Source organism: Microbulbifer sp. S227A, from assembly GCF_049800935.1.
The window spans coordinates 743178-768087 of sequence record NZ_JBNAFZ010000001.1 but is presented as its reverse complement, the minus strand read 5'-3'; the positions used below and the strand labels follow the sequence as shown (position 1 = coordinate 768087).

Here is a 24910-nt window from a genome sequence, read left to right as displayed (position 1 = left end):
GCCACCCCTTGGGGGCATCGCCCGTCATGGCTTGCCCGCCGGTCCACCCCAGCGACCCTTGAGATGATCCACGATCTGATCGCGCGCCTGCCGATAGCTGGCCAACTTGGTATCGCGGGTCTCGCCCAGACCGGTCGGGTCCAGGATGGGCCAATATTCCACCTTCAGGTGGAAATAGCGGGTCAATTCCAATGCCCGTCTCTGGCTGGCGGGCGACAGGGCGACCACAAGGTCAAAGGATGACAGGTCATCGCCCAGCCGCTCCATCTCGTCAAAGCTGCGCGAACGATGGCGCGACAGTTCGACATCGATCTCTTCGCAGACGGAAATGGCGAACCCGTCGATTTCCATGTCATTGTTCACGCCCACGGACTGAACATAGGTGTCGGTGCCATAGAATTTCTTCATGATCCCCTCGGCCATTGGCGAGCGGACCGCGTTGTGGTCGCAGCAGAACAGGATCGACTGGGGCAGTGGCTGCACCACTAACCTCCGAAATGCAGGATAGAGATCAGGGTGAACAGGCGGCGGGCGGTGTCGGTATCGACCTCGGCCTTGCCTTCGAGCCGTTCCTGCAACACCCGGCTGCCTTCGTCATGGATGCCGCGCCGGGCCATGTCGATCGTCTCGATCTGGCTGGGCGGCATGGTCTTGACCGCATCATAATAGCTCTTGCAGATCGTATAATAATCCTTGACCACCTGGCGAAACGGGCCAAGCGACAGGTGGAATTCGGCGGCCAGCTGATCCTGCTCGGTGCGTACGTCAAACACCAGCCGCTTGTCGCGGATCGACAGGTTCAGGTGATAGGGGCCATCCGGCACCAGCCGGTCATCGCGTTTGGGGAGCGCAAAGCTGTTTCCCTCGAGCAGGTCGAACATCGCAACCTTGCGCTCTTGTTCGATCTCGGGCGTCGGCGTCGGAAGATTGGCGTCATCCAGCGCGATTTGGGCGATGTGACTCATGCGGTCATGTCCTCTTGCGATTGCGACAGGATTAGCCGGATCGGATGCCTGCCGCAATCCATGGCGCGGTTCCGGGGCAGGGCGGCGGTGACGATCCGGGTAAAATGTGCTAGAATTGCCCCATTGATTTAGGATGTCCCGCGTATTCAGCGGAAATTTCAAACCCTCGCGGCATGTGGACCGCCGAGAAACCGGGACAGTTTCAGCAAGCCGATTTTGGCAGGGAGGCTGCCGTGAACAGACGCGCGATCATCCTCGTCCCCGGTTTCGGGCGGAAACAGCAGGGGCAGGAGCGGGACAAGCTGGCCAGCGCGATCCGGAACTATGCGGATGGCTGGCGGGTGGTGCCCGCGGACGAGGCCCCCGAGGGTGCCGTGCGGCTGGTGGCGACATCGCGCCATGACGACGTTGCCCTCAGTATCGATATCCGCGAAGCCTATTGGGGGGATCTCGTTCCCGATTGGTCCGAGGAATCTCCGCTGCGCCGGTTCAAGCGCGGCAGCTACCTGATCTGGTACTGGCTCACCGGCGGATTGCGCGGATGGCTGGCCCGGGGGCAGATGCCGCCGCGTACTTCGTTCGCCATGATCGTGGCCGCGATCATGTTGTTGTGTTGGTACATGATCGTCATTCTCCTTGTGATCAAGCTGATCGCAAGCGGCGGAGTTTCCCTGCCCGAGCAACTCGCCGGGGTGGAGATGATCAAAGCCTGCTGGGACAAGCTGGAGGGCTGGGCGGTGTCGGTTGTGGGGTCGGCGGTCTTTGTTGTCGCCCTATGGTTGTGGAGCTTTGGCTTTCTTGAAAAATTCGCGAATATCTCGGCTTATACCAAGGCGTATCTGCGGGACGAAACCTTTGACGGTTCCGAAACCGGATTGCGCGCGCAGGTCAAGCAGCGGGCGCTTGCGGCTTTGGAGATCGTGCATGGCGACGATCATCCGGCCTATGACGAGATCATCGTGGTGGGGCATTCGCTGGGCGGTGCCATCGCGCTGGATGCGTTGGCGGAATACGGCTCCCGGCTGAACAGGATCGTCCTGATGACCTGGGGCTCGGCGCTTGGGTCCCTCGCACAGCAAGAGCTGCTTATCGAACGGCAGATCGCCCGGCTCTATGACTCGCAAACGCCGATCCACAACTGGTTCGATATCGTGTTTCGCAAGGATTTCATGGGCTCAAAGGCCCCGATCCCGCGCAAGTTCGTTGATGGCCGGCCCACGAAGGAACTGCACCCGAAGATCTTTCCGCCAACGGTGGAACCGGTGATGCCCAAGGGGATGAGCCTGACCGAGACGATCTATATTCACGATAGTTACTTTCGCTGCGAAGACGCGATCACGCGGCTGCTCGGGCCGCTTGACGCGCGGCCCGCCACATGACCTGCCGCAGGGTGCCGTGCCGGGCTGCTTGGCGGGGCGGAGGCTTCAGGGCTTGCCTTGCGATGTGTTCAACGCCGCCAGCCGCGCGGTGACCGACAGGCCATGCGCCTGCAAGCTTTCGGACTGCGCCAGCGTTTCGGCGGCCCCGCCGATGGCGCGCAATGCGCCGGGGGTCATCCGCGACAGGGTGGTGCGCTTGAGGAAATCGGCAACCGACAGCCCCGAGGAAAACCGGGCCGAGCGCGCGGTGGGCAGCACGTGGTTGGGGCCGCCAACATAGTCGCCGATGGCCTCGGGCGTCCAGCGGCCGAGGAAAATGGCACCGGCATGCACCGTGTGCTCCGCAAGCGCGTCCGGGTCGGCGACACAGAGTTCCAGGTGCTCGGGCGCGATGCGGTTGGACAGGTCCGCGGCCTCGCTCAGATCGCGCACGGTGATGACCGCGCCGAAATCGCGCCAGCTGGCCCCGGCGATCGTCTTGCGATCCAGCATTTGCAGACGGTCCTGCACCGCATGGGCGACGGTTTGTCCAAATTCGGCGTCGTCGGTGATCAGGATCGACTGTGCGCTTTCGTCATGCTCGGCCTGGCTCAGCAGGTCGAGCGCGATCCAATCCGGATCGTTATCCTTGTCGGCGATCACCAGGATTTCGGACGGCCCGGCGATCATGTCGATGCCGACCTTGCCAAAAACCCGGCGCTTGGCCGCCGCCACAAAGGCATTGCCCGGTCCGGTGATCTTGTCCACGGGCGGGATGGTTTCGGTGCCATAGGCAAGCGCGGCAATCGCCTGTGCGCCGCCGATGCGGTAAATCTCGTCCACCCCGGCAAGTTGCGCCGCCAGCAGGACCAGCGGGTTGACCACCCCGTCCGGGGTCGGGACCACCATCGCGAGCCTTTGCACACCGGCAACCTTGGCCGGGATCGCGTTCATCAGGACGGAGGAGGGATAAGAGGCCAGACCGCCTGGCACATATAGCCCCGCCGCCGCCACTGCCGACCAGCGCCAGCCCAGCGTTGCGCCTTCGGGATCGGTCCAGCTTTGATCCTCCGGCATCTGCCGCACGTGATAGGCTCGGATCCGTTCGGCGGCGAGGGCAAGGGCCGCGCGCTCGTCTTCGGGGACGCGCGCAACCGCCTCTTTGATCTCGTCCGCGGAAAATCTCAGCCCGTCCGGGGCGAGCTCCATCCGGTCGAACCGGGCGGTCAGTTCGATCACCGCCGCATCGCCGCGTGTGCGCACATCGGCGATGATCTCGGCGACAGCCGCATCCACATCCGGGCTGTCCTCGCGTTTGGCCGACAACAGCGCGGAGAACGCGGTTTCAAAGTCGGGCGAGCTTGTGTCCAGGAATTGCGGCATGTGGGTCTCCTTTGAGCGTCCACATACCGTCAGGGCAAGCCCGCCTCAAGTGTCAACGGGCTGCTCGGGGCAGCGTGACGAGGCCGATCCCGACACAGAGCAGTGCAACGCCCGACATCCCGGTGCGGAGCTGGTTCCAGAATTGCCAGACCGGGGAATAGTCGGACCAGACCTGCGCGGCCTTCTGCGGGTCAAGAGGCGCGCTCAGCCTGCCAAGCGCCTCGTTCATCGGGACGTTGACCTGCATCGTCAGGATGAGGCCACCGGCAAGATAGATCACGGCGGCCAGCGCAAACCAGACCGCCGCGGGCCGCGCGCCACATTTCCAGCCGATCCCGGCCGTCAGCAACAGCGCGACCGGCGTGCCAAAAAAGGCCGGGGCAAAGACACCATTGCGCACCGAGGCGTTCATCGCCTGCATGGCCTGGATCGCGATATTGGGGTCAAGCTGGTCAAGGCCCCACATGGTGGAGCAGACCCAGGCAAAGAAAAAGCCGAAAATGGCGCCTGTCAGCAACAGAGAAACCATCGACATCGGGAAGAGAAGAAACCGCATGAAACACCTTGTGATTGAATACTGTATGAACCTTCAACGCGGGGCCTCGGGTTCTCCGTCGCGCCCGGCGACCTTTTCCTTGGCCCCCGGAGTCAATTGCGGGCTGGGCGCGGCAATTCGCACAGGTAGAACCAGTCATGCTGTGGTCCATCATCGGTGATGATGGCATTGGGCCATCGCCCCTCGCGCCGAAACCCGTGCCGTTCATAGAATGCAATCGCGCGCTGGTTGCGCTCGGCAACGCCGAGTTCAAGCTGCCAGATGCCAAGACCCCTCGCATGATCGACCAGCGCGGTCATCAACGCATCCGCAGCGCCCGTGCCCTGCGCACAAGGCGCGACATAAAAGGGGCCGACCGAGGCCCGGTGACGCGCCCGTTCGAACATCTCTGGCCTGAGCGCGGCGATGCCGACCGGATCCTGATCGGCGAAAACGGCGAATCGCCCGCCCTGCGCCAGTTGGCGCACGTCCTGTTCCTCGGGGACCGACGCAACCTCTGCCCGCGAAGGCAGGAACGCATCCGGGAACAATCGGACCCCTTCGGCGCGCAGGGCCCGCCAGATCGCGACATCAGCCGGACCGAGCGGACGCGCCGCGATCATTCCCGATGGTCCGGCGCTTTTCCGGAAGGCGCGACATAAGGGCGGGTGACGTCCTTGAGCGTGACGTCCAGCGCCTCGATTCGCAAACGCAGCGCGCCATCTCCGGCGAGGGTCAGAACCAGGTCTCCCGCGCCATCATCAGCGGGTGAAAATTCAATCGCCAGCAGGGACAGGATCAGGTCCTGATCGCCGCGATCGATGCCCTGTGACGAGACCGCGACGACATTGTCGACCACCAGCAGGGATTGCACCCTTTCGGGCGCATGGCGGTCGCGCGCGTCATCTTCCCAGCGGAACCGGTTCAGCAGCATCGCAAACCGGTGCTGCCGTGCCTGCCATCGCATTTCGGTGATTGGAAACACCGCGTCCTGCGCCAGCGACGAGATCACCCGCAGGTCATCGGTATCCTGCGCCCCGAGGTTCAGCGGCCGTTCGCGGCCATCTTCGAATGTTGCGTCCTGGCTCACTGTTCCTTGATCCGTTCGATTTTTGCGCCCACGCCTTCCAGCTTGCGCACCACGTGTTCATAGCCGCGATCCAGGTGATAGACCCGGCTCACCAGGGTTTCGCCCTCGGCGGCCAGCCCGGCAAGGATCAGCGACACGGACGCGCGCAGATCGGTCGCCATCACCGGCGCCCCCTTGAGCCGGTCAACGCCGGTCACGGTGGCAGTGCCGCCATGCACATCGATCTGCGCCCCCATGCGCAGGAGTTCCGGCGCATGCATGAAGCGGTTTTCAAAGATTTTCTCTTCCAGAACGCTGACGCCATCGGCGGTGCAGAGCAGCGCCATCATCTGTGCCTGAAGGTCGGTGGGAAAGCCGGGGAAGGGTTCGGTTGTCACATCGACCGCCCGTACCGCTTCGCCCCGCCGCTTGACCGCAAGGCCGGCTTCGGTTTCCCGTACCTCGATCCCGGCCTCGTCCAGCTTGTCGCAGAACGCGCCAACCAGGTTCAGCCGTCCGCCCAGTAACTCGACCTCGCCGCCACAAATGGCGGGGGCAAGCATATAGGTGCCCAGTTCGATCCGGTCCGTGACCACCGGATGCGTCGCCCCGTGCAGCCGGTCGACCCCCTGGATGGTGATGGTGCCGGTGCCTTCGCCCTCGATCTGTGCGCCCATCTTTTTCAGGCATTCCGCAAGATCGACGATTTCCGGCTCGCGTGCGGCATTGGTGATGACGGTCGTGCCCTTGGCCAGCGTCGCCGCCATGAGCGCGTTTTCGGTGGCCCCGACCGAGACCAGCGGAAAGTCGATCCTGCCGCCCTTCAGGCCCCCGGGTGCGCGCGCGTGTACATAGCCGTCCTTGAGTTCCAACTCTGCCCCAAGGGCCTCCAGCGCCTTGAGATGCAGGTCGACCGGACGCGCGCCGATCGCACATCCGCCGGGCAGGGACACGATCGCATGCCCATCCCGCGCCAGCATCGGGCCAAGCACGAGAATCGAGGCGCGCATCTTGCGCACAATGTCGTAATCGGCGGTGTGGTTGTTCAGGTCATGGCTCGACATGGCCAGAACCTGCCCGTCCTGCAACTGGCTGACCTCGGCGCCAAGCGAACCAAGAAGCGCCGTCATCGTGCGAATATCGCTGAGTCGGGGCGCGTTGGTCAGCGTCAGCGGTTCATCGCTCAGCAAGGTTGCGGGCATCAACGTCAGACAGGCGTTCTTGGCGCCTGCAATCGGGATCTGCCCGGACAGGGGGCCGTTCCCCGTCACCAGAATCGAATCCATCTACTCTTTTTCCTCGTTTTTCTTGTTGCCGGCCTCGTCCGCACGGGCCCGCGCCTGCGCCTTGCGACGCGCCAAATTTGCCTTGAGCGCCGCCTTGAGGCGGTCCTCTCGGCTCTGTCCACGTGACTTGTCCGGACGGGAAGGGGTATTGCCTGTCATGCCCCTCTGTAGCCCAGAGCAAAAAAAGGGTCCAGTTTGTCCTTGCAGGCCATCTCGTTTCCGTCTAATGACCCGCGCACGGCGCTGCTGTAGCTCAGAGGTAGAGCACTCCCTTGGTAAGGGAGAGGTCGAGAGTTCAATTCTCTCCAGCAGCACCATCTCGCTTTTTGAGCCCGAAGATCCCCCTAAGTATCTGAAAGGGAAGGAAAATTCGGGAGTTCCATACACCCCATTTGGGCTGTATCGCAGTGGCTCCGAAAACGCCAATCTGAGCACAGTTTGGCGCAGGGCGAAGTCAACATTCTTCCATATATTCCAGGGGCTTGATAGGAATTTCAGGGAGAGTTCAATACAATCCTCCAGCCGTCCCTTTGGCGGGATGGATTTGGCAATTCGCTCCTGAAGCACGATCTTGTCACGTTCCAGCTTTTCGATTCTGGTTTCATAGGCGCTGACCACGGACGCGCTGTTTGCTTCAACGATCCGATCCAGCATGTTTTCAAGCTGCCGGTTTAGGTCTTCAAGTTGCTTCCTAAGCGCCTCTTTTTCATTGTGCGCGATAACGAGGCGCATGTTCCAAGCATCGCGCAACATGGCCTTGGCCAACTCGAACAGCCCATGGGCGGGCTCCATCTTTTTGAGGATTTCTGCAAAGCCATCTTCCAACTTTGCCTTCGGAACCGACTTGCCTTTGGCCTCGCAGTTCCGTGTCTGGCAACGATAGTACGCATAATGCCGGTATTTGACTTTCGACCACGCCGCCGTCATTGCGTTGCCACAGCAGTCGCAAGCCACAAACCCGCGCAACGGAAATGTGGATCGGCATGCAAAATTGACCCCCGTTATGGGGTGATCGGCGTCCAAAAGTGACCCCCCTGACAATTGCGATCAGAAGCTTCCTCAACAGCATGAGGGAGCGGTCAGGGGATGTTGGTTGTGGAAACGATAGCGAAGATCAGGCGCGCGCATTTCATCGAAGGCAAACCGATCAAGCAAATTTGCCGCGAGCTTCGGGTATCGCGCAATACCGTTCGCAAGGTCATCCGATCGGGTGCAACCGAGTTCAGCTATGACCGCGCAACGCAGCCCCGTCCGAAGATCGACCCCTGGCGTTCGGAACTTGACGAGATGCTGGCCGATAATGCCCGGCGGCCGAAGCGGGAACAGCTGACGCTCAGGTTCGATGACAACCGGGACGCGCCCAATGCGCCCAAGACACGTGCCAAAGCTTCAGTATCCTTCACAGGGCTGTTTCCCGGCCTCTTACGCGGCGATACATCGTCGCCGAACAATTCTTCCCTGATATGCGCCGCAAGTGCCTTGCGCCCTCGCGCTGCATCCAGACTTGCCCGCTCTTCAAAGGTAAAACGGATGGAAAACGGCGGCGGATACTTTGGTGCATCGGTTTCGGACTTTGCCGAAATAGACGCTATATCATTGAAATTATGGTCTAAAGTGCTCATCGTCACACTTCAGACTCTTTGAGTCTAACTGTGCGAGATAGCGTTCCCACTCCTCAAGGGTGTCGAACAGATTACTCCATTCTTCGTCGCTGAGGGAATTGAACTGGCAGTTCAATCCATTTCCCTCTTGGCGCACCATATATCCAGTTTGACCATAAATTCCAGCCGCTCTCGCAGGTTTGGTTCGCGCCACCTGTGTGCGGGTTTTCACGCGAATGCTCTATTTTCACGGATGCCGTTCGGGTCCGCAGGTTGCGATGTCTCGCTGGTTGGCGTCCGGTGATCGGGGCATAGTCAACCGACCGGGGTTGTGACGAACAGGTCTGTCGTTTGGGTTACCCGACGAGGTCGTAGTGTTTGATGGATCGGGAAGCGACCAGCTCTGCTTCGGCGGGGTCGATGTGCGGGTTCTGGTAATCGTCGCCGACAAATGCCTTGAGTGCCGCGAGATCCTGCCAGACCATCACGAAACTGAATTCCTGCGGGCTGTCCGCCCGGGCGGCGCCGGGCAGGACCTGTATGATTCCCTCGGTCTGTTTCATCAGGGGAATCGCGGTTTCATGAAAGAACCGGGCAAAGGCTTCTTCCTTGCCGGGACGCGTCGTGACTTGAAAAATTCGCATGAGCATGGGTCCAACTCCGTGTAAGTTCGTGGCCCTGCCTGTGTGATTGCCCTGCCGCGACAGGGTATCATGTCACGTCGCAAATGTCCTGATTTATGTCCCCTGGGGGTGCGGTGTTCGGCCCGCATGACGTTTGCGGCGGTCGGGTGCCGGGCTTTGACGCAACCACCAATGGCCCTTGGGAAGCCAGCGGCGCTTGTTCCGGTTTTGGTGTTCCGCGGCGTTGGGCCGCGTGGGTTCGGTGCGCGTGGCGGTCATGAAACTGTGGGCATAGATTCCGAGCATGGCTGTCTCCTTTGCCGGTAAAGCAGTGACCCAATTCTTGACGACCGGGGTGGAATTTGCGACTCAGAAGCATATTCATCATGTAAGGTGTGTTTACATATGAACTGGCTTGATCTTCCCCCGTTGTCGATGCTGCGCGCCTTTGCAGCCTTTGCGCAGACCAGTTCGGTGAGCAAGGCGGGCAAGGTTCTCAATGTCAGCCACGCTGCCATCAGCCAGCATTTGCGAGGGCTTGAGGCGCATTTGGATGCGCGCTTGCTGGACCGCTCGGGGCGGGGGTTGGTGCTGACCGAGCAGGGACAGCGACTGGCCGAGGCTGTAATGCTGGGTTTTGGTGCGATAGGCACCGCGGTTCAGGAACTGTCGGCGGCGGATGCCGCGCGCCCGTTGCATATTTCGACCACGCCGACCTTTGCGGCGCAATGGCTCATGCCGCGATTGCCGGGTTTCCGCGCGGCGCATCCGGAGATCGACCTGATGCTTGACCCGAGCGCTGCGGTCGTTGCACTGGCACCGGGTGGCATTGACGTGGCGTTGCGTCATGGCCAGGGCGGGTGGCCCGGGCTGGTATCCCAACCATTGCTGTTGTCGCGGCTGGTGGTGGTCGCCGCGCCGGCGTTGTTGCGGGGGCGGGAGATCGCCGATCCCCGGGACCTGGCCGATTTCCCCTGGCTCGAGGAACTGGGCACCAGCGAGTCGACCCAATGGTTGCGCTCGAAAGGGATCAACCGGGGGCTTGTCGGCGGGCGGGTTCAGATGCCGGGCAACCTGTTGCTTGATGCCGCGCGGGACGGGCAGGGGGTGAGCGTTGTCGTGCGCGATTTCGTCGAGCCGGACCTGAAGGCAGGGCGTCTGGTCGAGCTGTTTCGCGAAGAACCCTCGGCCTATTACATCGTCACGCGCCCCGGGGTATTGCGCCCGCATGCAAAGGCGTTTGTGCGCTGGTTGCGGCGGCAGGTATCCGGCGGCAAGGAAGCAATTGCCACGCGCTGAGCGACCGGACCGGTCGCGCCGGGAGGGGATGGGTTCGGGCACCCAACGCCGGATAATATGAATGTCCGATACGCTTTTTGACCCATGTCAAAGTGCGCGCGCACGGCATCTGGGACAAGGCCGCAGAACAAGGCCCAGAATCGGAGTGAATCCGTGAGCAAAACCGAACCAGCACCCAGCCTGTACGCCCCGCGGGAGCCGATTTTCCCCAAGCGGGTCTCCGGGTGGTTCCGCAACCTGAAATGGATCATCCTGGCGGTGACCCTGGGCATCTATTACGTTACGCCCTGGATCCGCTGGGATCGCGGGCCAAGCCTGCCGGACCAGGCGGTGCTGCTCGACCTCGCGAACCGGCGGTTCTATTTCTTCTGGATCGAGATCTGGCCGCACGAGTTCTATTTCGTCGCGGGGCTGCTGATCATGGCGGGGTTGGGACTGTTCCTGTTCACATCGGCACTGGGGCGGGTCTGGTGTGGCTATGCCTGTCCCCAGACCGTCTGGACCGATCTCTTCATTTTGGTGGAACGCTGGATCGAAGGGGATCGCAATGCACGGCTTCGCCTGCATCGCCAGAGCAAGATGGATTTCCGTAAATTCCGTCTGCGCGTGACCAAGTGGGTTGTCTGGTTGCTGATCGGACTGGCGACCGGCGGGGCCTGGGTGTTCTATTTCGCCGATGCGCCGACCTTGCTGCGCGATCTTGTGACGCTGAACGCCCATCCCGTGGCTTATACGACCGTGGCGATCCTGACCGCGACGACATTCTTTTTCGGCGGGTTCGCGCGCGAGCAAATCTGTATCTATGCCTGTCCGTGGCCGCGTATCCAGGCGGCGATGATGGACGAGGACACGTTGGTTGTGGGGTATCGCGACTGGCGGGGCGAGCCGCGCAAGCATTCGGAGGCGGCCAGGGCGGGCGCACCGCAGGGCGATTGCATCGATTGCATGGCCTGTGTCAACGTTTGCCCGGTGGGTATCGATATCCGCGACGGTCAACAGTTGGAATGCATCACCTGTGCCCTGTGTATCGACGCCTGTGATGACATCATGGCCAAGATCGGCAAGCCGCGCGGGTTGATCGACTACATGGCCCTGTCCGATGAAACACTCGAACGCGGCGGGGCGGCCCCCAAGAGCGTCTGGAAACACATTCTGCGCCCGCGCACGATCATGTATACATCCTTGTGGTCGCTGGTGGGGCTGGGGCTGCTTTTTGCGCTGTTCATCCGACAGGATATCGAAATGACGGTTGCCCCGATCCGCAACCCGACCTTTGTCACCATGTCGGACGGCTCGATCCGCAACACTTATGACGTGCGCCTGCGCAACAAGAATGGCGATGATCGGCAGTTCCGCCTGTCGGTCGTGGGAGAGCCGACCCTGCGTATTCAACTCGAGGGCACGCCCTATGACTCGGTTCCGGTTCCGGCTGACACGGCCTTTCTGCAACGTGTATACGTGGTGTCACCGGCAGAGTCGGGCCCGTCCGGCGCGGCGCATACTGATATCCGCTTCTGGGTCGAAGACCTGAGCAACGGTGATCGCGCCTATCGCGACAGCACGTTCAACGGCAAGGGGAACTAGACCATGGCGCATCGTGAGTTTACCGGACGGCACGCCGCGATGGTTTTTGTCGGGGCGTTTGCGGTGATCATCGGGGTCAATTTCGCGCTGGCCTGGAATGCCGTGCGCACCTTTCCGGGGCTGGAAGTCAGCAATTCCTACGTGGCCAGCCAGCAATTCAACACGCGTCTTGCGGCCCAGCAGGCGCTTGGCTGGTCGGTTTATGCGGATGCGCGGGATGGCCAGGTGTTCCTGTCGATCACCGATCGCGACGGGGCGCCGGTCGAGGTTGCGAAACTGTCGGCGGTGGTCGGCCGCGCCACCCAGATCAAGGACGACATCGCGCCGGCGTTTGAATTTGACGGGACATCCTATGTGGCGCCGGTCAACCTTGCCCGGGGCAACTGGAACATCCGTATGGTGGCGCGGGCAGCGGATGGAACCGAGTTCACCCAGCGGGTGATCCTGCATGTCCGGGGATAGCGCACGATGACCGCCCGGCTTGGCCCGCCTGCCGCCGCCGCCTGTCCCGGTTGTCTCGCGGCACCGGCAGACATGGCAAGCGTCGCGCCAAAGGAGGCCCGTATCGCGCTGTCCCTGCCGGGCATTCATTGCCAGGCCTGCATCTCGGCTGTTGAACGCGGGTTGAACGACCATCCCGGCGTGCGGGACGCGCGGGTCAACCTGACCCTGAAACGCGCGATGATCGAGGCCGATGACGGCGTTGCCGCCGCCGACCTGATCCCGGTGCTGGCCAGCCTGGGCTACGAGGCGCATGAACTGGACCCGGGTGCGTTGAGTGCGACGCAGTCGGACAAGGCGGGGCGCGATCTGTTGATACGGCTGGCGGTTGCCGGATTCGCGTCGATGAACGTGATGCTCTTGTCGGTGTCGGTCTGGTCCGGGGCGACCGATGCGACACGCGACATGTTCCACTGGATCTCGGCTTTCATCACCCTGCCTGCCATCGGCTATGCGGCGCAGCCATTTTTTCGCAACGCCTGGGATGCGGTTTCCGTGGGGCGGCTGAACATGGATGTGCCGATCGTGCTGGCCATCGTGCTGGCGCTGGCGACATCGCTGTGGGAGACCTCGCTTTCGGGGGAACATGCCTATTTCGATGCCGCCCTGACCCTGACGTTTTTCCTGCTGGCGGGGCGCTATCTCGATTATCGCACGCGGGCCGTGGCGCGCTCTGCGGCGCAAGAGCTTGCGGCGCTCGAGGTGCCACGGGCAATCCGGATCGCGGGTGGCACCGAGCAGGAAGTCGCAGTGGCCGAACTGGCGGTTGGCGATCTGCTGCTGGTGCGGCCCGGTGGCCGGATGCCGGTAGACGGGGTTGTCGCCGAAGGGCACTCGGAGCTGGACCGCTCGTTGCTGACCGGCGAGACGGTTCCGGTATTTGCCGGGCCGGGGCAAGGGGTAAGCGCGGGCGAGGTGAACCTGACCGGGCCGCTGGTTGTCCGGGCCAGCGCGGTTGGCGAGGATACATCGCTGCACCGCATGGCCGATCTCGTGGCCATCGCGGAATCCGGGCGGTCGCGATACACCTCGCTGGCGGATGCGGCGGCCAAGCTCTATGCGCCCGGCGTGCATATCCTCTCGGCCCTCAGTTTCCTGGGCTGGTACCTGTGGTCAGGTGATCTTCGGGTGGCGCTGAACATCGCGGCGGCGGTGTTGATCATCACCTGCCCATGCGCCCTGGGGCTCGCGGTTCCGGCGGTCACCACGGCGGCATCGGGGCGGTTGTTCAGGCAGGGGATGCTGATCAAGCACGCCACCGCGCTGGAACGGCTGGCGCAGGTGGATACGGTCGTGTTCGACAAGACCGGTACGCTGACGATGGGCACCCCGGATGTGAGCAACATGGGGGATTTTTCGCACCGGGACCAGCAGATTGCCCTGGCCCTCGCGGCGGCCTCGGCGCACCCTCTTTCGGTTGCCCTGGGCCGCGCCGCGCAAGAGGCGGGGATCGCGCCCGCCCAGGTGCAGAACGTGATCGAGCATCCGGGATATGGGGTCGAGGCCACGTGGCAGGGCCAGCGGGTTCGGCTGGGGCGCGCGGCCTGGCTCGGGGCGCAACAGGCGGATCAGACGGCGGTCTGGCTGGCGGTGGGCGCGGCGGCACCGCAAGCGTTCCTGTTTGCCGATGCGTTGCGCCCCGGAGCCGCGGAAGCGGTTCGGGCGCTTGGCGCGGCGGGCAAGAACGTGTTGCTGATCTCGGGGGACGCGCCAGGCGCGGTCAGGCGATTGGCCGAACGGTTGAACATCGAGAACTGGGAGGCCGACGCCTTGCCAGGCGACAAGGCGGCGCGCGTCGCGGCACTGGGCACGGCGGGGCACAGGGTGCTGATGGTGGGCGATGGGCTCAATGACACGGCGGCGCTGGCGGCGGCGGATGTGTCGATTTCCCCGGCCAGCGCGCTGGACGCGGCCCGCGTGGCGTCAGATATCGTGCTGTTGGGGCAGGATCTGTCGCCGATCGCCGAGGCCTGTGACGTCGCGCAAAAGGCGACGCGGCGCATTCGCGAGAATTTCCGGATCGCCACGGTCTATAACGTGATCGCGGTGCCCCTGGCGGTGGCGGGATTGGCGACGCCGCTGATCGCGGCGCTGGCAATGTCGGCGAGTTCGATTACCGTATCGCTCAACGCGCTGCGGCTGAGGTGATGTATTGACGATCCTGACCTATCTCATTCCGATTTCCCTGACGCTGGGGGCCATTGGCCTCGTGGCGTTTGTCTATACGGTACGCTCGAACCAGTATGACGACCCCGAGGGCGACAGCCGCCGCATCCTGTCCGACGAATGGGACGATCACCCCAAGCCCTGAGCCGGGGAACGCCCGGCCGGGGCATCGAACCCCGTCCGGGCGTGTTGCCACGGACATGCGGCCAGGGAGTTCCGTTCGGTGAGGTCGGTTTTGCGCGGATTTGGGTCGGATGGATTTGGCGCAATGCGCGCCGGGCAGGCATAAACCTCTCAGAACGAGACTCGATCCGGGAGAGATCCGATGAAGACGCAAGTCAAAGCCTTGGTGGTGGGCGGCGGTGCCGTTGGAACGTCAATTGCCTATCACCTGGCGCGCGCCGGTTGGGACGATGTCATGCTGCTTGAGCGCGATGAGCTGACCTCGGGATCGACCTGGCATGCCGCCGGGTTGTTGCCATTGTTCAACATGTCCTATGCCACCACCCACATTCACAAGTATTCGGTCGATTTCTACAAGACGCTGGAAGCGGAAACCGGGTTGAACGCCGGCTTTGCCGTTGTCGGCAACCTGCGCATGGCGCAGACGCAGGAGCGCATGGATGAGTACATGCTCTATGCCAGCACTGCCGAGACCTGCGATGTGCCCTATGTGTTCCTGACCCCAGACGAGATCAAGGCGCGTTGGCCGCTGATCCGGACCGAAGACCTGAAGGGCGCGCTGTATCACCACACCGACGGCTATATCAATCCGGCGGATGTGACCATGGCGATGGCCAAGGGCGCGCGCCAGCGTGGTGTGATGATCGAGCGCAAGTGGCAGGCTGACGCGTTTCGCTGGACCGGAGAGTCGTGGGAGGTGACGGCCACCAAGATGGTCGAGAAGGGTGGCAACCTGGTGCCGTCGGATGAGCAGATCGTCATCACCGCCGAGCATGTGGTCACCGCATCCGGCAACCATGCTCAGCGCACCGCAAGGATGCTGGGCATCAAGATGCCGGCGATTCCGGTCGAGCACCAGTTCATCGTGATGGACCAGGACCCCGCGCTGGTCGAATTTCGCAAGGACCACCCGGAGCATCCGGTGATCCGTGATGCCGATGCGCAAAGCTATGTGCGCGAGGAACGGGGCGGCTGGATACTGGGGGTCTATGAAAAGAACGCCCCGGCGCGGTTCGAGTATGGCGTGCCCGACAGCTTCCGCGCCGACCTGTTCCAGCTTGATCTGGAGCGGATCGAAGACCAGTACATGGCGATGAACCACCGGATGCCGAGTGCCGAGGATTGCGGTCTCAAGGACGATTTCAACGGCCCGATCTGCTATACGCCCGACGGCAACCCGCTGGTTGGCCCGGCACCGGGACTGCGCAACATGTGGCTGGCCGAAGGGTTCAGTTTCGGCATCACGGCGGCGGGCGGCACGGGGTATTACCTGGCGCAGATGATGGTCGAAGGCGAGGCCGAGATCGACATGGCCAGCCTTGATCCCAAGCGATACGGCGACTGGATGACCACCGAGTTCGCGGCGCGCAAGAACGAGGAATGTTACGACCACGTCTATATCCTGCATCATCCGGACGAGGAACGCCCCGCGTGCCGTCCGCTGCGCACGGCACCGGCCTATGACCGGCAAAAGGCGTTGGGCGCGCAATTCGGCTTTGTCAACGGATGGGAGCGGCCGAACTATTACGGGCCGCTGGATGCGCCGGACAGTTTCGATCATGACAGCCGGTCGTTCCGGCGCGGTGGCTGGTGGCAATATGCGGTCGAGGAGGCCCGCGCCGTGCGTCAGGGGGCGGGCCTAATCGATGCCACGGCGTTCACCAAACACGTGATCAGGGGACCCGGCGCAACCGCCTTCCTGGATTGGTTCACCTGCAACAAGCTGCCCAAGGTGGGGGGGATCAACCTGACCTATGCGCTGACCACGGCCGGCACCACGCGCACCGAATATACCATCGTGCGGCTGGGCGAGGATGAGTATTACCTTGTGTCTGCCGGGGCCTGGACGGCCTATGACGCCGATTTCCTGCGCAAGGCGGCCGAGGATATGGCGGGTGAGTTCGGATATGTCGAGATCCAGGACGTCACCAGCCAATGGGGTGTCTTTGCCATTGCCGGGCCAAGATCGCGCGATGTTCTGACCGAGATCGTCAAGGATGCCGATCCGGCGACCGTGCTCGGCAACAAGCGTTTTCCGTGGCTGTCGATGCGCAACATCGAGTTGGGCATGTGCCCGGTGCGGGCGATCCGGGTGGCCTATACAGGCGAATTGGGCTGGGAATTGCACCATCCGATCGAGATGCAGAACTATCTGTGGGATCAGCTGATGGCCGCGGGTGCGAAGCATGACATGAAGCTGGTCGGCGCGCGGGCGCAGAACTGGCTGCGGCAGGAAAAATCCTACCGTGCGTTCGGGACCGAACTGGGCCGGGATGCGACGCCCCTTGAGGCGGACCTGCCCCGGTTTGTCGACCTGTCCAAAGAGTTTCACGGCAAGGCGGCAATGCAGGCCAAGGGCATCCGCAGCACATGTGTCACGCTGTTGATCGATGGCCCCGACGACGCCGATCCCTGGGGGCGCGAGGCGCTGTATCATGGTGAGACCCGGGTCGGGCGGCTGACCTCTGGGGGCTATTCGGTGGCCTTTGATAAGAGCATCGGCATGGGCTATGTCTCGCCCGAACTGGCGGTTCCTGGTACCCGGCTGAAGGTCAAGATGCTGGACCGGCTCTGGGATGCCGAGATCGTGGAGGACAGCCCCTATGACCCCGGGAACGAGACCATCCGCAAGGACGCCTGAGCCGCGCCGCTATTCGCTGCTCTGGCTGGTCCTGATCGCCGCGCTCGCCCTGGGCGCGGCGGTGTTGCATCGGCACAATCCCCTGTCGCGCGGCGCGCAGGATTATGCGGCGACCGTTTCGACGGCAAGCGCGGCCACATATGTCACCCTGCGCATGTTGAACGCGGCCCTGTCGACCGCGCAGGAGGTCGAGGTCGGGGCGTCGCTGGGCGTTTCCGGCACGATGCAGCCGGGCAAGATGCTGGAGCCGGTGGACGATACGATCGAACGGATCGCGGCGGTGGTCTTTGCCCTGATGCTGGTGAGCGGCGTGCTGGCGGTGGCAATGGGGCCGGTGGGTGCGGTCGGCGCGGTTATGATCGCAGGGGCCTCGGCCCTCTGGATCGCCGACCGGTTGCTGGGGCCGCGCGACGTGGTGTCAATGTTGTCGCGGCGGTTGGGGTGGTATGGCGGGTTTTTCCTGCTGGCGCTGCCCGGGGCCTTTGTTCTGACCGACCTGTTGGCCGCGCGGTTCACCGGCGATGTGATGGCGTGGCATCAGGCGATCATCGACGAGATCACCGACACGGTCGAGGTTGATCCGGGCCTTGCGCAGGATCAGGGGTGGTGGGACCGGCTGACCGAGGGCATGTCCGAGGTCGACCGCTATCGTGAACTGGCGGGCAATATCTGGCTGCGCGCGGATGAGTTGATCGGCAGTTATCTCACCTTGCTGTCGGTGTATATCTTCCAGATTTTCGTGCTGCCCGCCCTGCTGGTGGGTGCGTTTTTCATCGTCGCGCGGTTTTTTGCCAGCCGCGATTAGGCGGGCTTTTGCAGGATGATCGACATGTTGTTGGCGGGCATTTCGATGATCTCAAGCGGTGACAAACCGGCCTCCTGCGCCCAATCCAGAACGTCGAAATCATCCTTGTAGCCGATCTCGGGGTCCGTCGCGCGCAGGCTGGCGTGAAACCGTTTGTCGCCGTCGCTGGTCAGTTCGCCGCCGCGCATGAACGGGCCGTAGACGACAAAATGACCGCCGGGGACCAGTGCCCGCGCGGTTTCGGTGATCAGGGTGCGGGCTTCGCCGGTGCTGATCAGGTGCAGGAGATTGACCAGCACGATCAGCGATTGCGCGCCATAGCCCGCGCCCCAGCCGGGCACACCCGCATCCAGATCGCGCGCGGGCAACAGGTTGCCGAGACCGGCCTCTGCCGCATAGGCGTCGATGCTGGCGCGGCGGCTGGGATCGGGGTCGGTCGGCTGCCATGTCAGGCCGGGCAGACGCGCGGCAAAAGCGATGACATGCTGGCCGGTGCCGCTGGCGATTTCCAGCGCATCGCCGGTATCCGGTGCGACCCGTGCCAACAGATCGCAAATCGGCTGGCGGTTGCGTTCGGCGGAGGGGGCGCAAAGCTGTGCGCCCCGGGTCGGATTGGCGATGCTGGCCGAACTGGGTACCCGGCGGATCATTTGCGAAGCCTTTCCGGGGTCAATGCGGCGATATTCTCGGGATCCAATTCACTGGCCCTGCCGGTGACAAGGTCGGCGACCAACTGCGAGGCGGCGGGCGCGGTCTGGAACCCATAACCGCCCTGGCCGGCGCACCAGATGAAATCACGCCGCGCCGGGTCGGGTCCGAGCACCAGCACCCGGTCCGGCGCAAAGCTGCGCAATCCGGCCCAATTGGTTTCGACCCGTGTTACCGGTTCGGTGACCATGTTTTCGTATCGCGCCAGCCCCTCGGCCAGGACCATGTCATCGGCATAGGCGTCATGGGGGTGGGTGGCATCCTGTTCGGCCGGAGACACCAAAAGCTTGCCCGCGTCCGGTTTGGCGTACCAGCTTTCACCGACCCCCATAACCATGGGCCAGCCGGTCACGTCATGCCCGCCGGGCGCGGGCAGGCGTGCCATTGAGCGTCGGTAGGGGGTGATGCCGATGGGCGGAACACCGGCCAATGTGGCGATCTCGTCGGCCCAGGCCCCGGCGGCGTTCACCAGGTGGCGCGCGGCATGGGTGCCATCGGCGGTTTCGATCTGCCAGCCGCTGTCGCCGTACCGGATCGCGGTCACCCTCGCACGGGTCAGAACCGCCCCGCCATTGCCCCGGATGACGCGGGCGAAATCCTGCAACATGCGGTCGGTGTCGATATCCAGCGCGGCATCGTGATGCGCGGCGCGGGATACGCTGGCCGGGTTGATGATGGGTACCATGGCCCGCGCCGCGTCCACCGAAATGGGGGCGAGGCCCAGGTCCCCGACATCCCGTTCAAACGCTGCTTCTTGCGACGGCCCCGCCACCAGCAGCAGCCCCCGTGGGGTCAGATAGCCGCCATTGGCGGTACGGTGATAGGTGCCGCTGGCGCGGCTGAGGGCGACGATGGCCGGTTTGCCATAGTTCTCTTCGAACAGCGCCGCCGAGCGCCCGGAGGCGTGATAGCCCAGGGCATCCTCTGCCTCGAGAACCGTCACGGTTCCATGTGCCGACAGCCGCGCGCCCGCGCTCAGCCCGGCGATGCCTCCGCCGATGACGACAAAATCGCTCATGTTGCGCCCCCGTGTTCCTGCGTCAAACCGCACCGGTGCAGTTCGGTTGTGTCATGACATGCCCGCGCGGGATCGAAAAGGGGGGGCGAACAGGCACCGCGCGCGACCGGCCCGGCAATTCTCAGATTGCGCGGGTTCAGCCGTTGTGGCGCGAAAATTCTTGCCGCATAGTGAAGGCCAACGAAACCATAAGGCGAGCAATTCCGTTGGCAGTCCCAGAAATGAACCCCATGGCCCCTGCGTATCTGCCGTCCTATATCGCGGCAGCGGACGGGAGCGACTTTCTCTTCAACTTCATGGCCGTGTTTACCATCGGTACGATCCTGTTGATCGGGGTGGGCTATTTGACGCTGCATGCCATGCCGGAAAAGATGGCGCATGAAAGCAATCACTCGCAGATGCAGGTGGTCGGCATTCTGGCGCTGTTGGCGCTGTTCACCCATAACAACCTGTTCTGGGTCGTTGCGATCCTGGTCGCGGCCTTTCGGATGCCGGATTTCATGACGCCGCTCAACTCGATTGCCTCTTCGCTCGAAATCGCGACGCGCGGCGCGAAGGCGGCTGGCGGGTTGACGCCTGCGCCGGACCCCGCGGATGAAGACGCGCCCAAGCGCGACGGCGAGGGCTGAGACATGCTGGAAACGCTGTTTTGCGCGCTCTTCACGATTCTGCCCGATTACCTTTTCCGTCGCTATGTCCAGGGCAAGCGGATCGGTCATGAAATCACGTTTTTCTCGGTCTGGTACGAATTGCGGTGGGGGTTGACCGGCTGTTTCATCGCGGCGACCACGGTGATCACGCTGCTGTTCTATTTCCATCCCTCGACCAGCGCGGTGTCGTCCTATTTCCGTACCGTCACCATCCTGCCGGAAGTCGGCGGGCGGGTCGCCGAGGTTTATGTTGCCAGCCATGATGATGTCGAGGCGGGCGATCCCTTGTTCAAACTGGATTCCTCGAGCCAGCAAGCGGCGGTTGTCACCGCCCAGAGCCGGGTGGACGAGGTCAATGCCGCGCTTGCGGTGTCCGGTTCCGAGATCGAAGCCGCCCGGGCCGCGCTGGAACAGGCGCAGGCGGCCTATGATCTGGTCGAGGCCGATTACCTGCGCAACAAGAAGCTGCTTGACGAAGGGTCCCCGGCGGCGAACCGCGCCGAGGTGGATCGCCAGTTCAACCGGCTCAAGGAGCGGGAAGGCCAGGTTCACGCCGCAGAAGCCAATTTCGACTCGGTGCAACAGAATGTCGAGGTGCTGTTGCCGGCGCAGCGGGCCAGCGCGATTGCCAGCCTTGAGCAGGCGCAGGCCGAACTGGACAAGACGCTGGTGGTGGCCGGCATTTCGGGTCGGGTCGAACAGTTTGCCCTGCAGGTCGGCGATTACGTCAACCCGATCCTGCGCCCGGCGGGGATCCTGGTGCCGACGGATTCCGGGCATCTGATGTTCCAGGCCGGGTTCAGCCAGCTGGCGGCGCAGGTGGTGAAACCGGGCATGATCGCCGAGATCGGTTGCCTGTCCAAACCCTTTACCGTGGTGCCGATGGTGGTTGTCGGGGTGCAGGACGTGATCGCCTCGGGACAGTTCCGCCCCACCGACCAGCTGCGCGACCCGCAGGACAATGTGCGCCCCGGTTCGATAACCGCGATCCTCGAACCGCTATACGAAGGCGGCATCGACCTGTTGCCACCGGGCAGCAATTGCATGGCCATGGCCTATACCAGCAATCACGAGCGGATCGAGCATGAAGAGATGAGCACCGCCAAGAAGATCGGCCTGCATGTGATCGACACGATCGGCGTGGTACACGCGGCCGGCTTGCGGATGCGGATGCTGCTCTTGCCGGTGACGTCGCTGGTGTTCTCCGGTCACTGATCCGGCTCGGATGATAGCTCGTCGGGGTCCGGAACCGCCAGGGCGGCGGTTTCCGGCGTGCTGGTCCGGGCAAGCGGGGTCAGCGCGAAATCGACCTTGTCGGTTTCGGCGACCTGCGAACGCTGGGTCATGCGCCAGAGGGTAAAGACCACGATGATGGCATGGGCGATCATGGTGGTCAGCACAGGCGTGATACGGTCGGTGTTGACGGTGGCCCGGGCACCAAAGGCGTAGTAGGAAATGCTGATCATCATCGCCGTTCCGGCGCAACACAGCCCGGACAGCCCGCGATACTGCCCACGGCACATCCGGTGCCGCGCAGGCCAAGTGAAAACGAGTTAATGCCTTTGTCTCAGCTGCGCATCGGCAGGCAAGGGGCGGGCGGCTGCAGGCACAGGCCCCGACGAAGGCGGTCGGGCAGGTCAGAGGCACGTCGAGCGGAAAGTCAACCATCGGGTTGAATATGCCAATTGCCTGGTTGCGGGCGGCCTGGCCCCCGCGTCGGTTCACCGTGTGAACCTTGTCCATGAAATTAACTGCACAAAATCAAACATTTGAACGGTATTCGCGTGGCGCAATCTCGCAATTGACTCTGGTCGGCCCGCGCCGTAGCACCTGTGCAGACAAAACGTGAGGGACACCCCGGTGATCGACGAGGACCAAAGGCAGCGTTTGGCGCAGCTCGAGGCCCGGATCGAAGCGGCCAAGAAGGTCGAGCCGGAGAAGTCGCACAAGGAAGAGCACTATTCCCAGGCGCAACTGGCCTGGCGCATGGTGATCGAATTGGTTGCCGGTCTCGGGATCGGTTTCGGGATGGGGTACGGGCTGGATCGCCTGTTCGGTACGATACCGATTTTCCTCGTCCTGTTCACATTGCTGGGCCTTGCCGCCGGTATCAAGACGATGCTGCGCAGCGCGCAAGAAATCCAGGACAGGAAAATGGCCCAAGAGGCCGCGACGAAAGACGAAGGGAACTGAACCTTGGCAAGCGAAGCGACAGGTGCAGAACACGGTGCCGAAGGGGGCAGCCTGGTATTTCACCCGATGGACCAGTTCATCGTCAAGCCGCTGTTTGGTGGTGACACCATTGCGTGGTACACCCCGACCAACGTGACCCTTTGGATGGCGCTGGCGGTTCTGGCCGTTATTGCGCTTTTGGTTCTGGGCACCAGCAAGCGGGGCATCGTGCCCTCGCGCAGCCAGTCGGTTGCCGAGCTGGCCTATGGGTTCGTCTACAAGATGGTCGAAGATGTGACCGGCAAGGACGGGATCAAGTATTTCCCCTATATCATGACGCTGTTCATGTTCATCGTCTGCTCGAATTTCCTCGGGCTGATCCCGGCCTCGTTCACCACCACCAGCCATATCGCGGTCACCTCGATCATGGGCTTTGGGGTGTTCTTTGCCGTGACCATCCTTGGTTTCGTCAAGAACGGTTCGGCTTTCCTCGGCCTGTTCTGGGTGTCGAGCGCGCCGCTGGCGCTGCGTCCGATCCTGGCGATCATCGAGCTGATCTCGTATTTCGTTCGCCCGGTCAGCCATTCCATCCGTCTTGCCGGTAACATGATGGCCGGTCACGCGGTTCTGAAAGTGTTCGCGGGCTTTGCCCAGGTCACGGCGATCGCACCGGTTGCCATCCTGAGCGTGACGGCGATCTATGGTCTCGAACTGCTCGTGGCATTCATCCAGGCCTATGTGTTCACCATCCTGACCTGCGTGTATCTCAAGGATGCGCTGCACCCGAGCCACTAACGACATATCGCGGGGGCGACCCCGCGTTCACCCTATCCCACAATTCCATCGTAAGGAGAAAATCATGGAAGGCGATATCGCACAACTGGGTCAATTCATCGGTGCCGGCCTGGCCGCAATCGGTTCGGGCGCCGCAGCAATCGGTGTGGGCCACGTGGCCGGCAACTTCCTGGCCGGTGCCCTGCGCAACCCGTCCGCCGCCGCATCGCAGACCGCAACGCTGTTCATCGGCATCGCGTTCGCCGAAGCCCTGGGGATCTTCTCGTTCCTCGTCGCGCTGCTGCTGATGTTCGCCGTCTAAACCTTCGGAACCGAAATCCTTACGGTTGGGCGGCGCGTGATCCGCGCTGCCCAATGTAACGGCTGGTTTCCAAGGAGAACGACATGGCAACCGAAACAACATCAGGCGGGCACGTCGAACCGGTCTACCAAGAACTCGCCGGCATGTGCGTCGATTCGCACGGTGGCGCCATCGGGATGCCACAGCTGTGCTTTGACTGGTTCCCCAACCAGATTTTCTGGCTGGTGGTCACGCTGGTCGTGATCTTTCTGGTGCTGTCGCGCGTTGCGCTTCCGCGCATCGCCGCGATCCTCGCGGAACGTCAGGGCACGATCACCAACGATCTGGCCGCTGCCGAAGACCTGAAAGCCAAGGCTGTCGAAGCCGAAGAGGCCTATAACAAGGCACTGGCGGACGCCCGCTCCGAGGCACAGGCCATCGTCGCCAAGGCACGGGCCGAGATCCAGGCCGATCTGGATGTCGCCATTGAAAAAGCGGATGTCGAGATTGCGGCCAAGTCCGCGGAATCCGAAAAGGCAATTGCCGAAATCCGCGCCGGTGCGCTGGAGAACGTCAAGACCGTTGCCACGGATACCGCCGCCGAGATCGTCACCGCCCTGGGGGGGCAGGCCGATGCCAACGCCATCCAGGCCGCCGTCGCAAGCCAGATGAAAGGATAAGAGATATGCGCAACATCATCGCCCTTGTCCTGACATTCGGCGCGGCCAGCCCCGCGCTGGCGGCCAGCGGCCCGTTCTTTTCGCTCGAGAACACCAACTTTGTTGTTCTGCTGGCGTTCCTGCTCTTTATCGGTGTGCTGTTCTACATGAAAGTGCCCGGCAAGCTGGGCGGCATGCTGGACGGCCGGGCAGAAGGCATCAAGTCGGAGCTCGACGAAGCCCGCGCCCTGCGGGAAGAAGCGCAGACCATCCTGGCATCCTATGAGCGCAAGCAGAAGGAAGTTCAGGAACAGGCCGACCGCATCGTGACCACCGCGCGCGACGAAGCCGCGCAGGCGGCCGAGCAGGCCAAGGCGGACCTTCAGCTTTCGATCGAACGCCGCATCGCCGCGGCCGAGGGTCAGATCGCCTCTGCGGAGGCTTCGGCCATCAAGGAAGTGCGCGATCAGGCCGTACTCATCGCCGTCGCCACGGCGCGCGAAGTGATCGGCAAACAGATGACCGCCGCCGATGGCAACAAGCTGATCGACAACGCCATTGCCGAGGTCGATGCCAAGCTGCATTGACCCGCGCCCCATCACGGAATGCAGAAGCCCCGGCTGTCGCCT

The 24910-nt window shown here is 62.9% G+C and carries 27 protein-coding genes, 1 tRNA gene and 2 pseudogenes; 17 read left to right on the top strand and 13 right to left on the bottom strand.

Annotated elements, in window-relative coordinates:
* Window positions 1-24: 24 nt before the first annotated feature.
* Together ACP15R_RS03800 and ACP15R_RS03795 are read right to left on the bottom strand one after the other, a co-directional pair.
* Window positions 25-483, bottom strand: coding sequence for a low molecular weight phosphatase family protein (locus tag ACP15R_RS03800; RefSeq protein WP_424985041.1), 459 nt, complete (start codon window positions 481-483; stop codon window positions 25-27).
* A 2-nt stretch (window positions 484-485) separates the two neighbouring features.
* Window positions 486-965, bottom strand: coding sequence for a UPF0262 family protein (locus tag ACP15R_RS03795; RefSeq protein ID WP_424985040.1), 480 nt, complete (start codon window positions 963-965; stop codon window positions 486-488).
* Between the two features lie 233 nt (window positions 966-1198).
* Between ACP15R_RS03795 and ACP15R_RS03790 the strand changes: the two genes are divergently transcribed.
* On the top strand, window positions 1199-2344 hold the full coding sequence (locus ACP15R_RS03790) for a lipase family protein (RefSeq protein WP_424985039.1): 1146 nt from the start codon (window positions 1199-1201) through the stop codon (window positions 2342-2344).
* 45 nt (window positions 2345-2389) lie between these two features.
* Here the strand turns inward: ACP15R_RS03790 and hisD are convergent, their stop codons facing one another.
* From hisD to ACP15R_RS03760, 6 genes are all read right to left on the bottom strand, one after another.
* Window positions 2390-3706, bottom strand: a complete 1317-nt coding sequence (gene hisD / locus ACP15R_RS03785; RefSeq protein WP_424985038.1) for a histidinol dehydrogenase — start codon at window positions 3704-3706, stop codon at window positions 2390-2392.
* A gap of 52 nt (window positions 3707-3758) precedes the next feature.
* The gene (locus ACP15R_RS03780) at window positions 3759-4262 is read right to left on the bottom strand and encodes a DUF1772 domain-containing protein (protein ID WP_424985037.1); all 504 of its coding nucleotides are present in this window, start codon (window positions 4260-4262) and stop codon (window positions 3759-3761) included.
* A 92-nt stretch (window positions 4263-4354) separates the two neighbouring features.
* Window positions 4355-4864 carry an N-acetyltransferase family protein gene (locus ACP15R_RS03775; protein WP_424985036.1) on the bottom strand — a complete coding sequence of 170 codons (510 nt, stop codon included), beginning with the start codon at window positions 4862-4864 and terminating at the stop codon, window positions 4355-4357.
* A complete protein-coding gene (locus ACP15R_RS03770) occupies window positions 4861-5331 on the bottom strand; it encodes a DUF2948 family protein (RefSeq protein WP_424985035.1) in 471 nt (156 codons plus the stop codon). The genes ACP15R_RS03775 and ACP15R_RS03770 overlap by 4 nt, the downstream gene beginning before the upstream one ends.
* The gene (gene murA, locus ACP15R_RS03765) at window positions 5328-6596 is read right to left on the bottom strand and encodes a UDP-N-acetylglucosamine 1-carboxyvinyltransferase (RefSeq protein ID WP_424985034.1); all 1269 of its coding nucleotides are present in this window, start codon (window positions 6594-6596) and stop codon (window positions 5328-5330) included. The genes ACP15R_RS03770 and murA overlap by 4 nt, the downstream gene beginning before the upstream one ends.
* Window positions 6597-6755 carry a hypothetical protein gene (locus tag ACP15R_RS03760; RefSeq protein WP_424985249.1) on the bottom strand — a complete coding sequence of 53 codons (159 nt, stop codon included), beginning with the start codon at window positions 6753-6755 and terminating at the stop codon, window positions 6597-6599.
* Between the two features lie 83 nt (window positions 6756-6838).
* Between ACP15R_RS03760 and ACP15R_RS03755 the strand changes: the two genes are divergently transcribed.
* Window positions 6839-6913 (top strand) — tRNA-Thr (locus ACP15R_RS03755).
* A gap of 499 nt (window positions 6914-7412) precedes the next feature.
* Here the strand turns inward: ACP15R_RS03755 and ACP15R_RS03750 are convergent.
* A pseudogene (locus tag ACP15R_RS03750) lies at window positions 7413-7562 on the bottom strand (zinc ribbon domain-containing protein); the annotation flags it as partial.
* Between the two features lie 120 nt (window positions 7563-7682).
* Here ACP15R_RS03750 and ACP15R_RS03745 point away from each other — a divergent pair.
* Window positions 7683-7928 (top strand): annotated as a pseudogene (locus tag ACP15R_RS03745) (helix-turn-helix domain-containing protein); the annotation flags it as partial.
* Window positions 7929-8553: 625 nt separating this feature from the next.
* Here ACP15R_RS03745 and ACP15R_RS03740 read toward each other — a convergent pair.
* Complete coding sequence (locus tag ACP15R_RS03740) at window positions 8554-8847, bottom strand: putative quinol monooxygenase (protein ID WP_424985033.1); 294 nt, start codon at window positions 8845-8847, stop codon at window positions 8554-8556.
* 378 nt (window positions 8848-9225) lie between these two features.
* Between ACP15R_RS03740 and ACP15R_RS03735 the strand changes: the two genes are divergently transcribed.
* The 7 genes from ACP15R_RS03735 (at window position 9226) to ACP15R_RS03705 (ending at window position 17999) form a co-directional block, all read left to right on the top strand.
* Window positions 9226-10119, top strand: a complete 894-nt coding sequence (locus tag ACP15R_RS03735) for a LysR family transcriptional regulator (RefSeq protein ID WP_424985032.1) — start codon at window positions 9226-9228, stop codon at window positions 10117-10119.
* Between the two features lie 153 nt (window positions 10120-10272).
* On the top strand, window positions 10273-11703 hold the full coding sequence (ccoG, locus tag ACP15R_RS03730) for a cytochrome c oxidase accessory protein CcoG (protein WP_424985031.1): 1431 nt from the start codon (window positions 10273-10275) through the stop codon (window positions 11701-11703).
* A gap of 3 nt (window positions 11704-11706) precedes the next feature.
* Window positions 11707-12165: a FixH family protein gene (locus ACP15R_RS03725; protein WP_424985030.1), complete on the top strand. Its 459-nt coding sequence runs from the start codon at window positions 11707-11709 to the stop codon at window positions 12163-12165.
* A 6-nt stretch (window positions 12166-12171) separates the two neighbouring features.
* The gene (locus tag ACP15R_RS03720; protein WP_424985029.1) at window positions 12172-14352 is read left to right on the top strand and encodes a heavy metal translocating P-type ATPase; all 2181 of its coding nucleotides are present in this window, start codon (window positions 12172-12174) and stop codon (window positions 14350-14352) included.
* 4 nt (window positions 14353-14356) lie between these two features.
* Window positions 14357-14515, top strand: coding sequence for a cbb3-type cytochrome oxidase assembly protein CcoS (gene ccoS, locus ACP15R_RS03715; RefSeq protein ID WP_348131417.1), 159 nt, complete (start codon window positions 14357-14359; stop codon window positions 14513-14515).
* A 180-nt stretch (window positions 14516-14695) separates the two neighbouring features.
* Complete coding sequence (locus tag ACP15R_RS03710) at window positions 14696-17194, top strand: GcvT family protein (RefSeq protein ID WP_424985028.1); 2499 nt, start codon at window positions 14696-14698, stop codon at window positions 17192-17194.
* Window positions 17157-17999: a hypothetical protein gene (locus ACP15R_RS03705; protein WP_424985027.1), complete on the top strand. Its 843-nt coding sequence runs from the start codon at window positions 17157-17159 to the stop codon at window positions 17997-17999. The genes ACP15R_RS03710 and ACP15R_RS03705 overlap by 38 nt, the downstream gene beginning before the upstream one ends.
* On the opposite strand, the gene ACP15R_RS03700 is transcribed toward ACP15R_RS03705, so the two are convergent.
* Window positions 17996-18649: a DUF938 domain-containing protein gene (locus ACP15R_RS03700; RefSeq protein ID WP_424985026.1), complete on the bottom strand. Its 654-nt coding sequence runs from the start codon at window positions 18647-18649 to the stop codon at window positions 17996-17998. The genes ACP15R_RS03705 and ACP15R_RS03700 overlap by 4 nt on opposite strands.
* On the bottom strand, window positions 18646-19725 hold the full coding sequence (locus tag ACP15R_RS03695) for an NAD(P)/FAD-dependent oxidoreductase (RefSeq protein WP_424985025.1): 1080 nt from the start codon (window positions 19723-19725) through the stop codon (window positions 18646-18648). The genes ACP15R_RS03700 and ACP15R_RS03695 overlap by 4 nt, the downstream gene beginning before the upstream one ends.
* Before the next feature lie 230 nt (window positions 19726-19955).
* Here ACP15R_RS03695 and ACP15R_RS03690 point away from each other — a divergent pair, with 230 nt between their 5' ends.
* Together ACP15R_RS03690 and ACP15R_RS03685 are read left to right on the top strand one after the other, a co-directional pair.
* On the top strand, window positions 19956-20354 hold the full coding sequence (locus ACP15R_RS03690) for a hypothetical protein (protein ID WP_424985024.1): 399 nt from the start codon (window positions 19956-19958) through the stop codon (window positions 20352-20354).
* 3 nt (window positions 20355-20357) lie between these two features.
* Window positions 20358-21590, top strand: a complete 1233-nt coding sequence (locus tag ACP15R_RS03685; protein WP_424985023.1) for an HlyD family secretion protein — start codon at window positions 20358-20360, stop codon at window positions 21588-21590.
* On the opposite strand, the gene ACP15R_RS03680 is transcribed toward ACP15R_RS03685, so the two are convergent.
* Window positions 21584-21844 (bottom strand): hypothetical protein, encoded by a 261-nt coding sequence (locus tag ACP15R_RS03680; protein WP_424985022.1) that lies wholly within the window; start codon window positions 21842-21844, stop codon window positions 21584-21586. The two genes, ACP15R_RS03685 and ACP15R_RS03680, sit on opposite strands and share 7 nt — an antisense overlap.
* Window positions 21845-22220: 376 nt before the next feature.
* Here ACP15R_RS03680 and ACP15R_RS03675 point away from each other — a divergent pair, with 376 nt between their 5' ends.
* The 5 genes from ACP15R_RS03675 to ACP15R_RS03655 all read left to right on the top strand — a co-directional run bounded on the left by ACP15R_RS03675 (window position 22221) and on the right by ACP15R_RS03655 (window position 24868).
* A complete protein-coding gene (locus ACP15R_RS03675; RefSeq protein ID WP_424985021.1) occupies window positions 22221-22568 on the top strand; it encodes an AtpZ/AtpI family protein in 348 nt (115 codons plus the stop codon).
* 3 nt (window positions 22569-22571) lie between these two features.
* Entirely contained in the window at window positions 22572-23342 is a 771-nt protein-coding gene (locus tag ACP15R_RS03670; RefSeq protein ID WP_424985020.1) for a F0F1 ATP synthase subunit A, read from the top strand.
* A gap of 64 nt (window positions 23343-23406) precedes the next feature.
* Window positions 23407-23643 (top strand): F0F1 ATP synthase subunit C, encoded by a 237-nt coding sequence (locus ACP15R_RS03665; RefSeq protein ID WP_368345609.1) that lies wholly within the window; start codon window positions 23407-23409, stop codon window positions 23641-23643.
* Window positions 23644-23726: 83 nt separating this feature from the next.
* Window positions 23727-24302 carry a F0F1 ATP synthase subunit B' gene (locus ACP15R_RS03660; protein WP_424985019.1) on the top strand — a complete coding sequence of 192 codons (576 nt, stop codon included), beginning with the start codon at window positions 23727-23729 and terminating at the stop codon, window positions 24300-24302.
* A gap of 5 nt (window positions 24303-24307) precedes the next feature.
* Complete coding sequence (locus ACP15R_RS03655; RefSeq protein WP_424985018.1) at window positions 24308-24868, top strand: F0F1 ATP synthase subunit B; 561 nt, start codon at window positions 24308-24310, stop codon at window positions 24866-24868.
* Window positions 24869-24910: the final 42 nt, after the last annotated feature.

Coding starts and splice junctions, on each gene's coding strand:
- ACP15R_RS03795 (WP_424985040.1), bottom strand. CDS start 965: ATGAGTCACATCGCCCAAATCGCGCTGGATGACGCCAATCTTCCGACG.
- hisD (WP_424985038.1), bottom strand. CDS start 3,706: ATGCCGCAATTCCTGGACACAAGCTCGCCCGACTTTGAAACCGCGTTC.
- ACP15R_RS03780 (WP_424985037.1), bottom strand. CDS start 4,262: ATGCGGTTTCTTCTCTTCCCGATGTCGATGGTTTCTCTGTTGCTGACA.
- ACP15R_RS03775 (WP_424985036.1), bottom strand. CDS start 4,864: ATGATCGCGGCGCGTCCGCTCGGTCCGGCTGATGTCGCGATCTGGCGG.
- murA (WP_424985034.1), bottom strand. CDS start 6,596: ATGGATTCGATTCTGGTGACGGGGAACGGCCCCCTGTCCGGGCAGATC.
- ACP15R_RS03760 (WP_424985249.1), bottom strand. CDS start 6,755: ATGACAGGCAATACCCCTTCCCGTCCGGACAAGTCACGTGGACAGAGC.
- ACP15R_RS03740 (WP_424985033.1), bottom strand. CDS start 8,847: ATGCTCATGCGAATTTTTCAAGTCACGACGCGTCCCGGCAAGGAAGAA.
- ACP15R_RS03735 (WP_424985032.1), top strand. CDS start 9,226: ATGAACTGGCTTGATCTTCCCCCGTTGTCGATGCTGCGCGCCTTTGCA.
- ACP15R_RS03725 (WP_424985030.1), top strand. CDS start 11,707: ATGGCGCATCGTGAGTTTACCGGACGGCACGCCGCGATGGTTTTTGTC.
- ACP15R_RS03720 (WP_424985029.1), top strand. CDS start 12,172: ATGACCGCCCGGCTTGGCCCGCCTGCCGCCGCCGCCTGTCCCGGTTGT.
- ACP15R_RS03710 (WP_424985028.1), top strand. CDS start 14,696: ATGAAGACGCAAGTCAAAGCCTTGGTGGTGGGCGGCGGTGCCGTTGGA.
- ACP15R_RS03705 (WP_424985027.1), top strand. CDS start 17,157: ATGACCCCGGGAACGAGACCATCCGCAAGGACGCCTGAGCCGCGCCGC.
- ACP15R_RS03700 (WP_424985026.1), bottom strand. CDS start 18,649: ATGATCCGCCGGGTACCCAGTTCGGCCAGCATCGCCAATCCGACCCGG.
- ACP15R_RS03695 (WP_424985025.1), bottom strand. CDS start 19,725: ATGAGCGATTTTGTCGTCATCGGCGGAGGCATCGCCGGGCTGAGCGCG.
- ACP15R_RS03690 (WP_424985024.1), top strand. CDS start 19,956: ATGGCCCCTGCGTATCTGCCGTCCTATATCGCGGCAGCGGACGGGAGC.
- ACP15R_RS03685 (WP_424985023.1), top strand. CDS start 20,358: ATGCTGGAAACGCTGTTTTGCGCGCTCTTCACGATTCTGCCCGATTAC.
- ACP15R_RS03680 (WP_424985022.1), bottom strand. CDS start 21,844: ATGATGATCAGCATTTCCTACTACGCCTTTGGTGCCCGGGCCACCGTC.
- ACP15R_RS03665 (WP_368345609.1), top strand. CDS start 23,407: ATGGAAGGCGATATCGCACAACTGGGTCAATTCATCGGTGCCGGCCTG.
- ACP15R_RS03660 (WP_424985019.1), top strand. CDS start 23,727: ATGGCAACCGAAACAACATCAGGCGGGCACGTCGAACCGGTCTACCAA.
- ACP15R_RS03655 (WP_424985018.1), top strand. CDS start 24,308: ATGCGCAACATCATCGCCCTTGTCCTGACATTCGGCGCGGCCAGCCCC.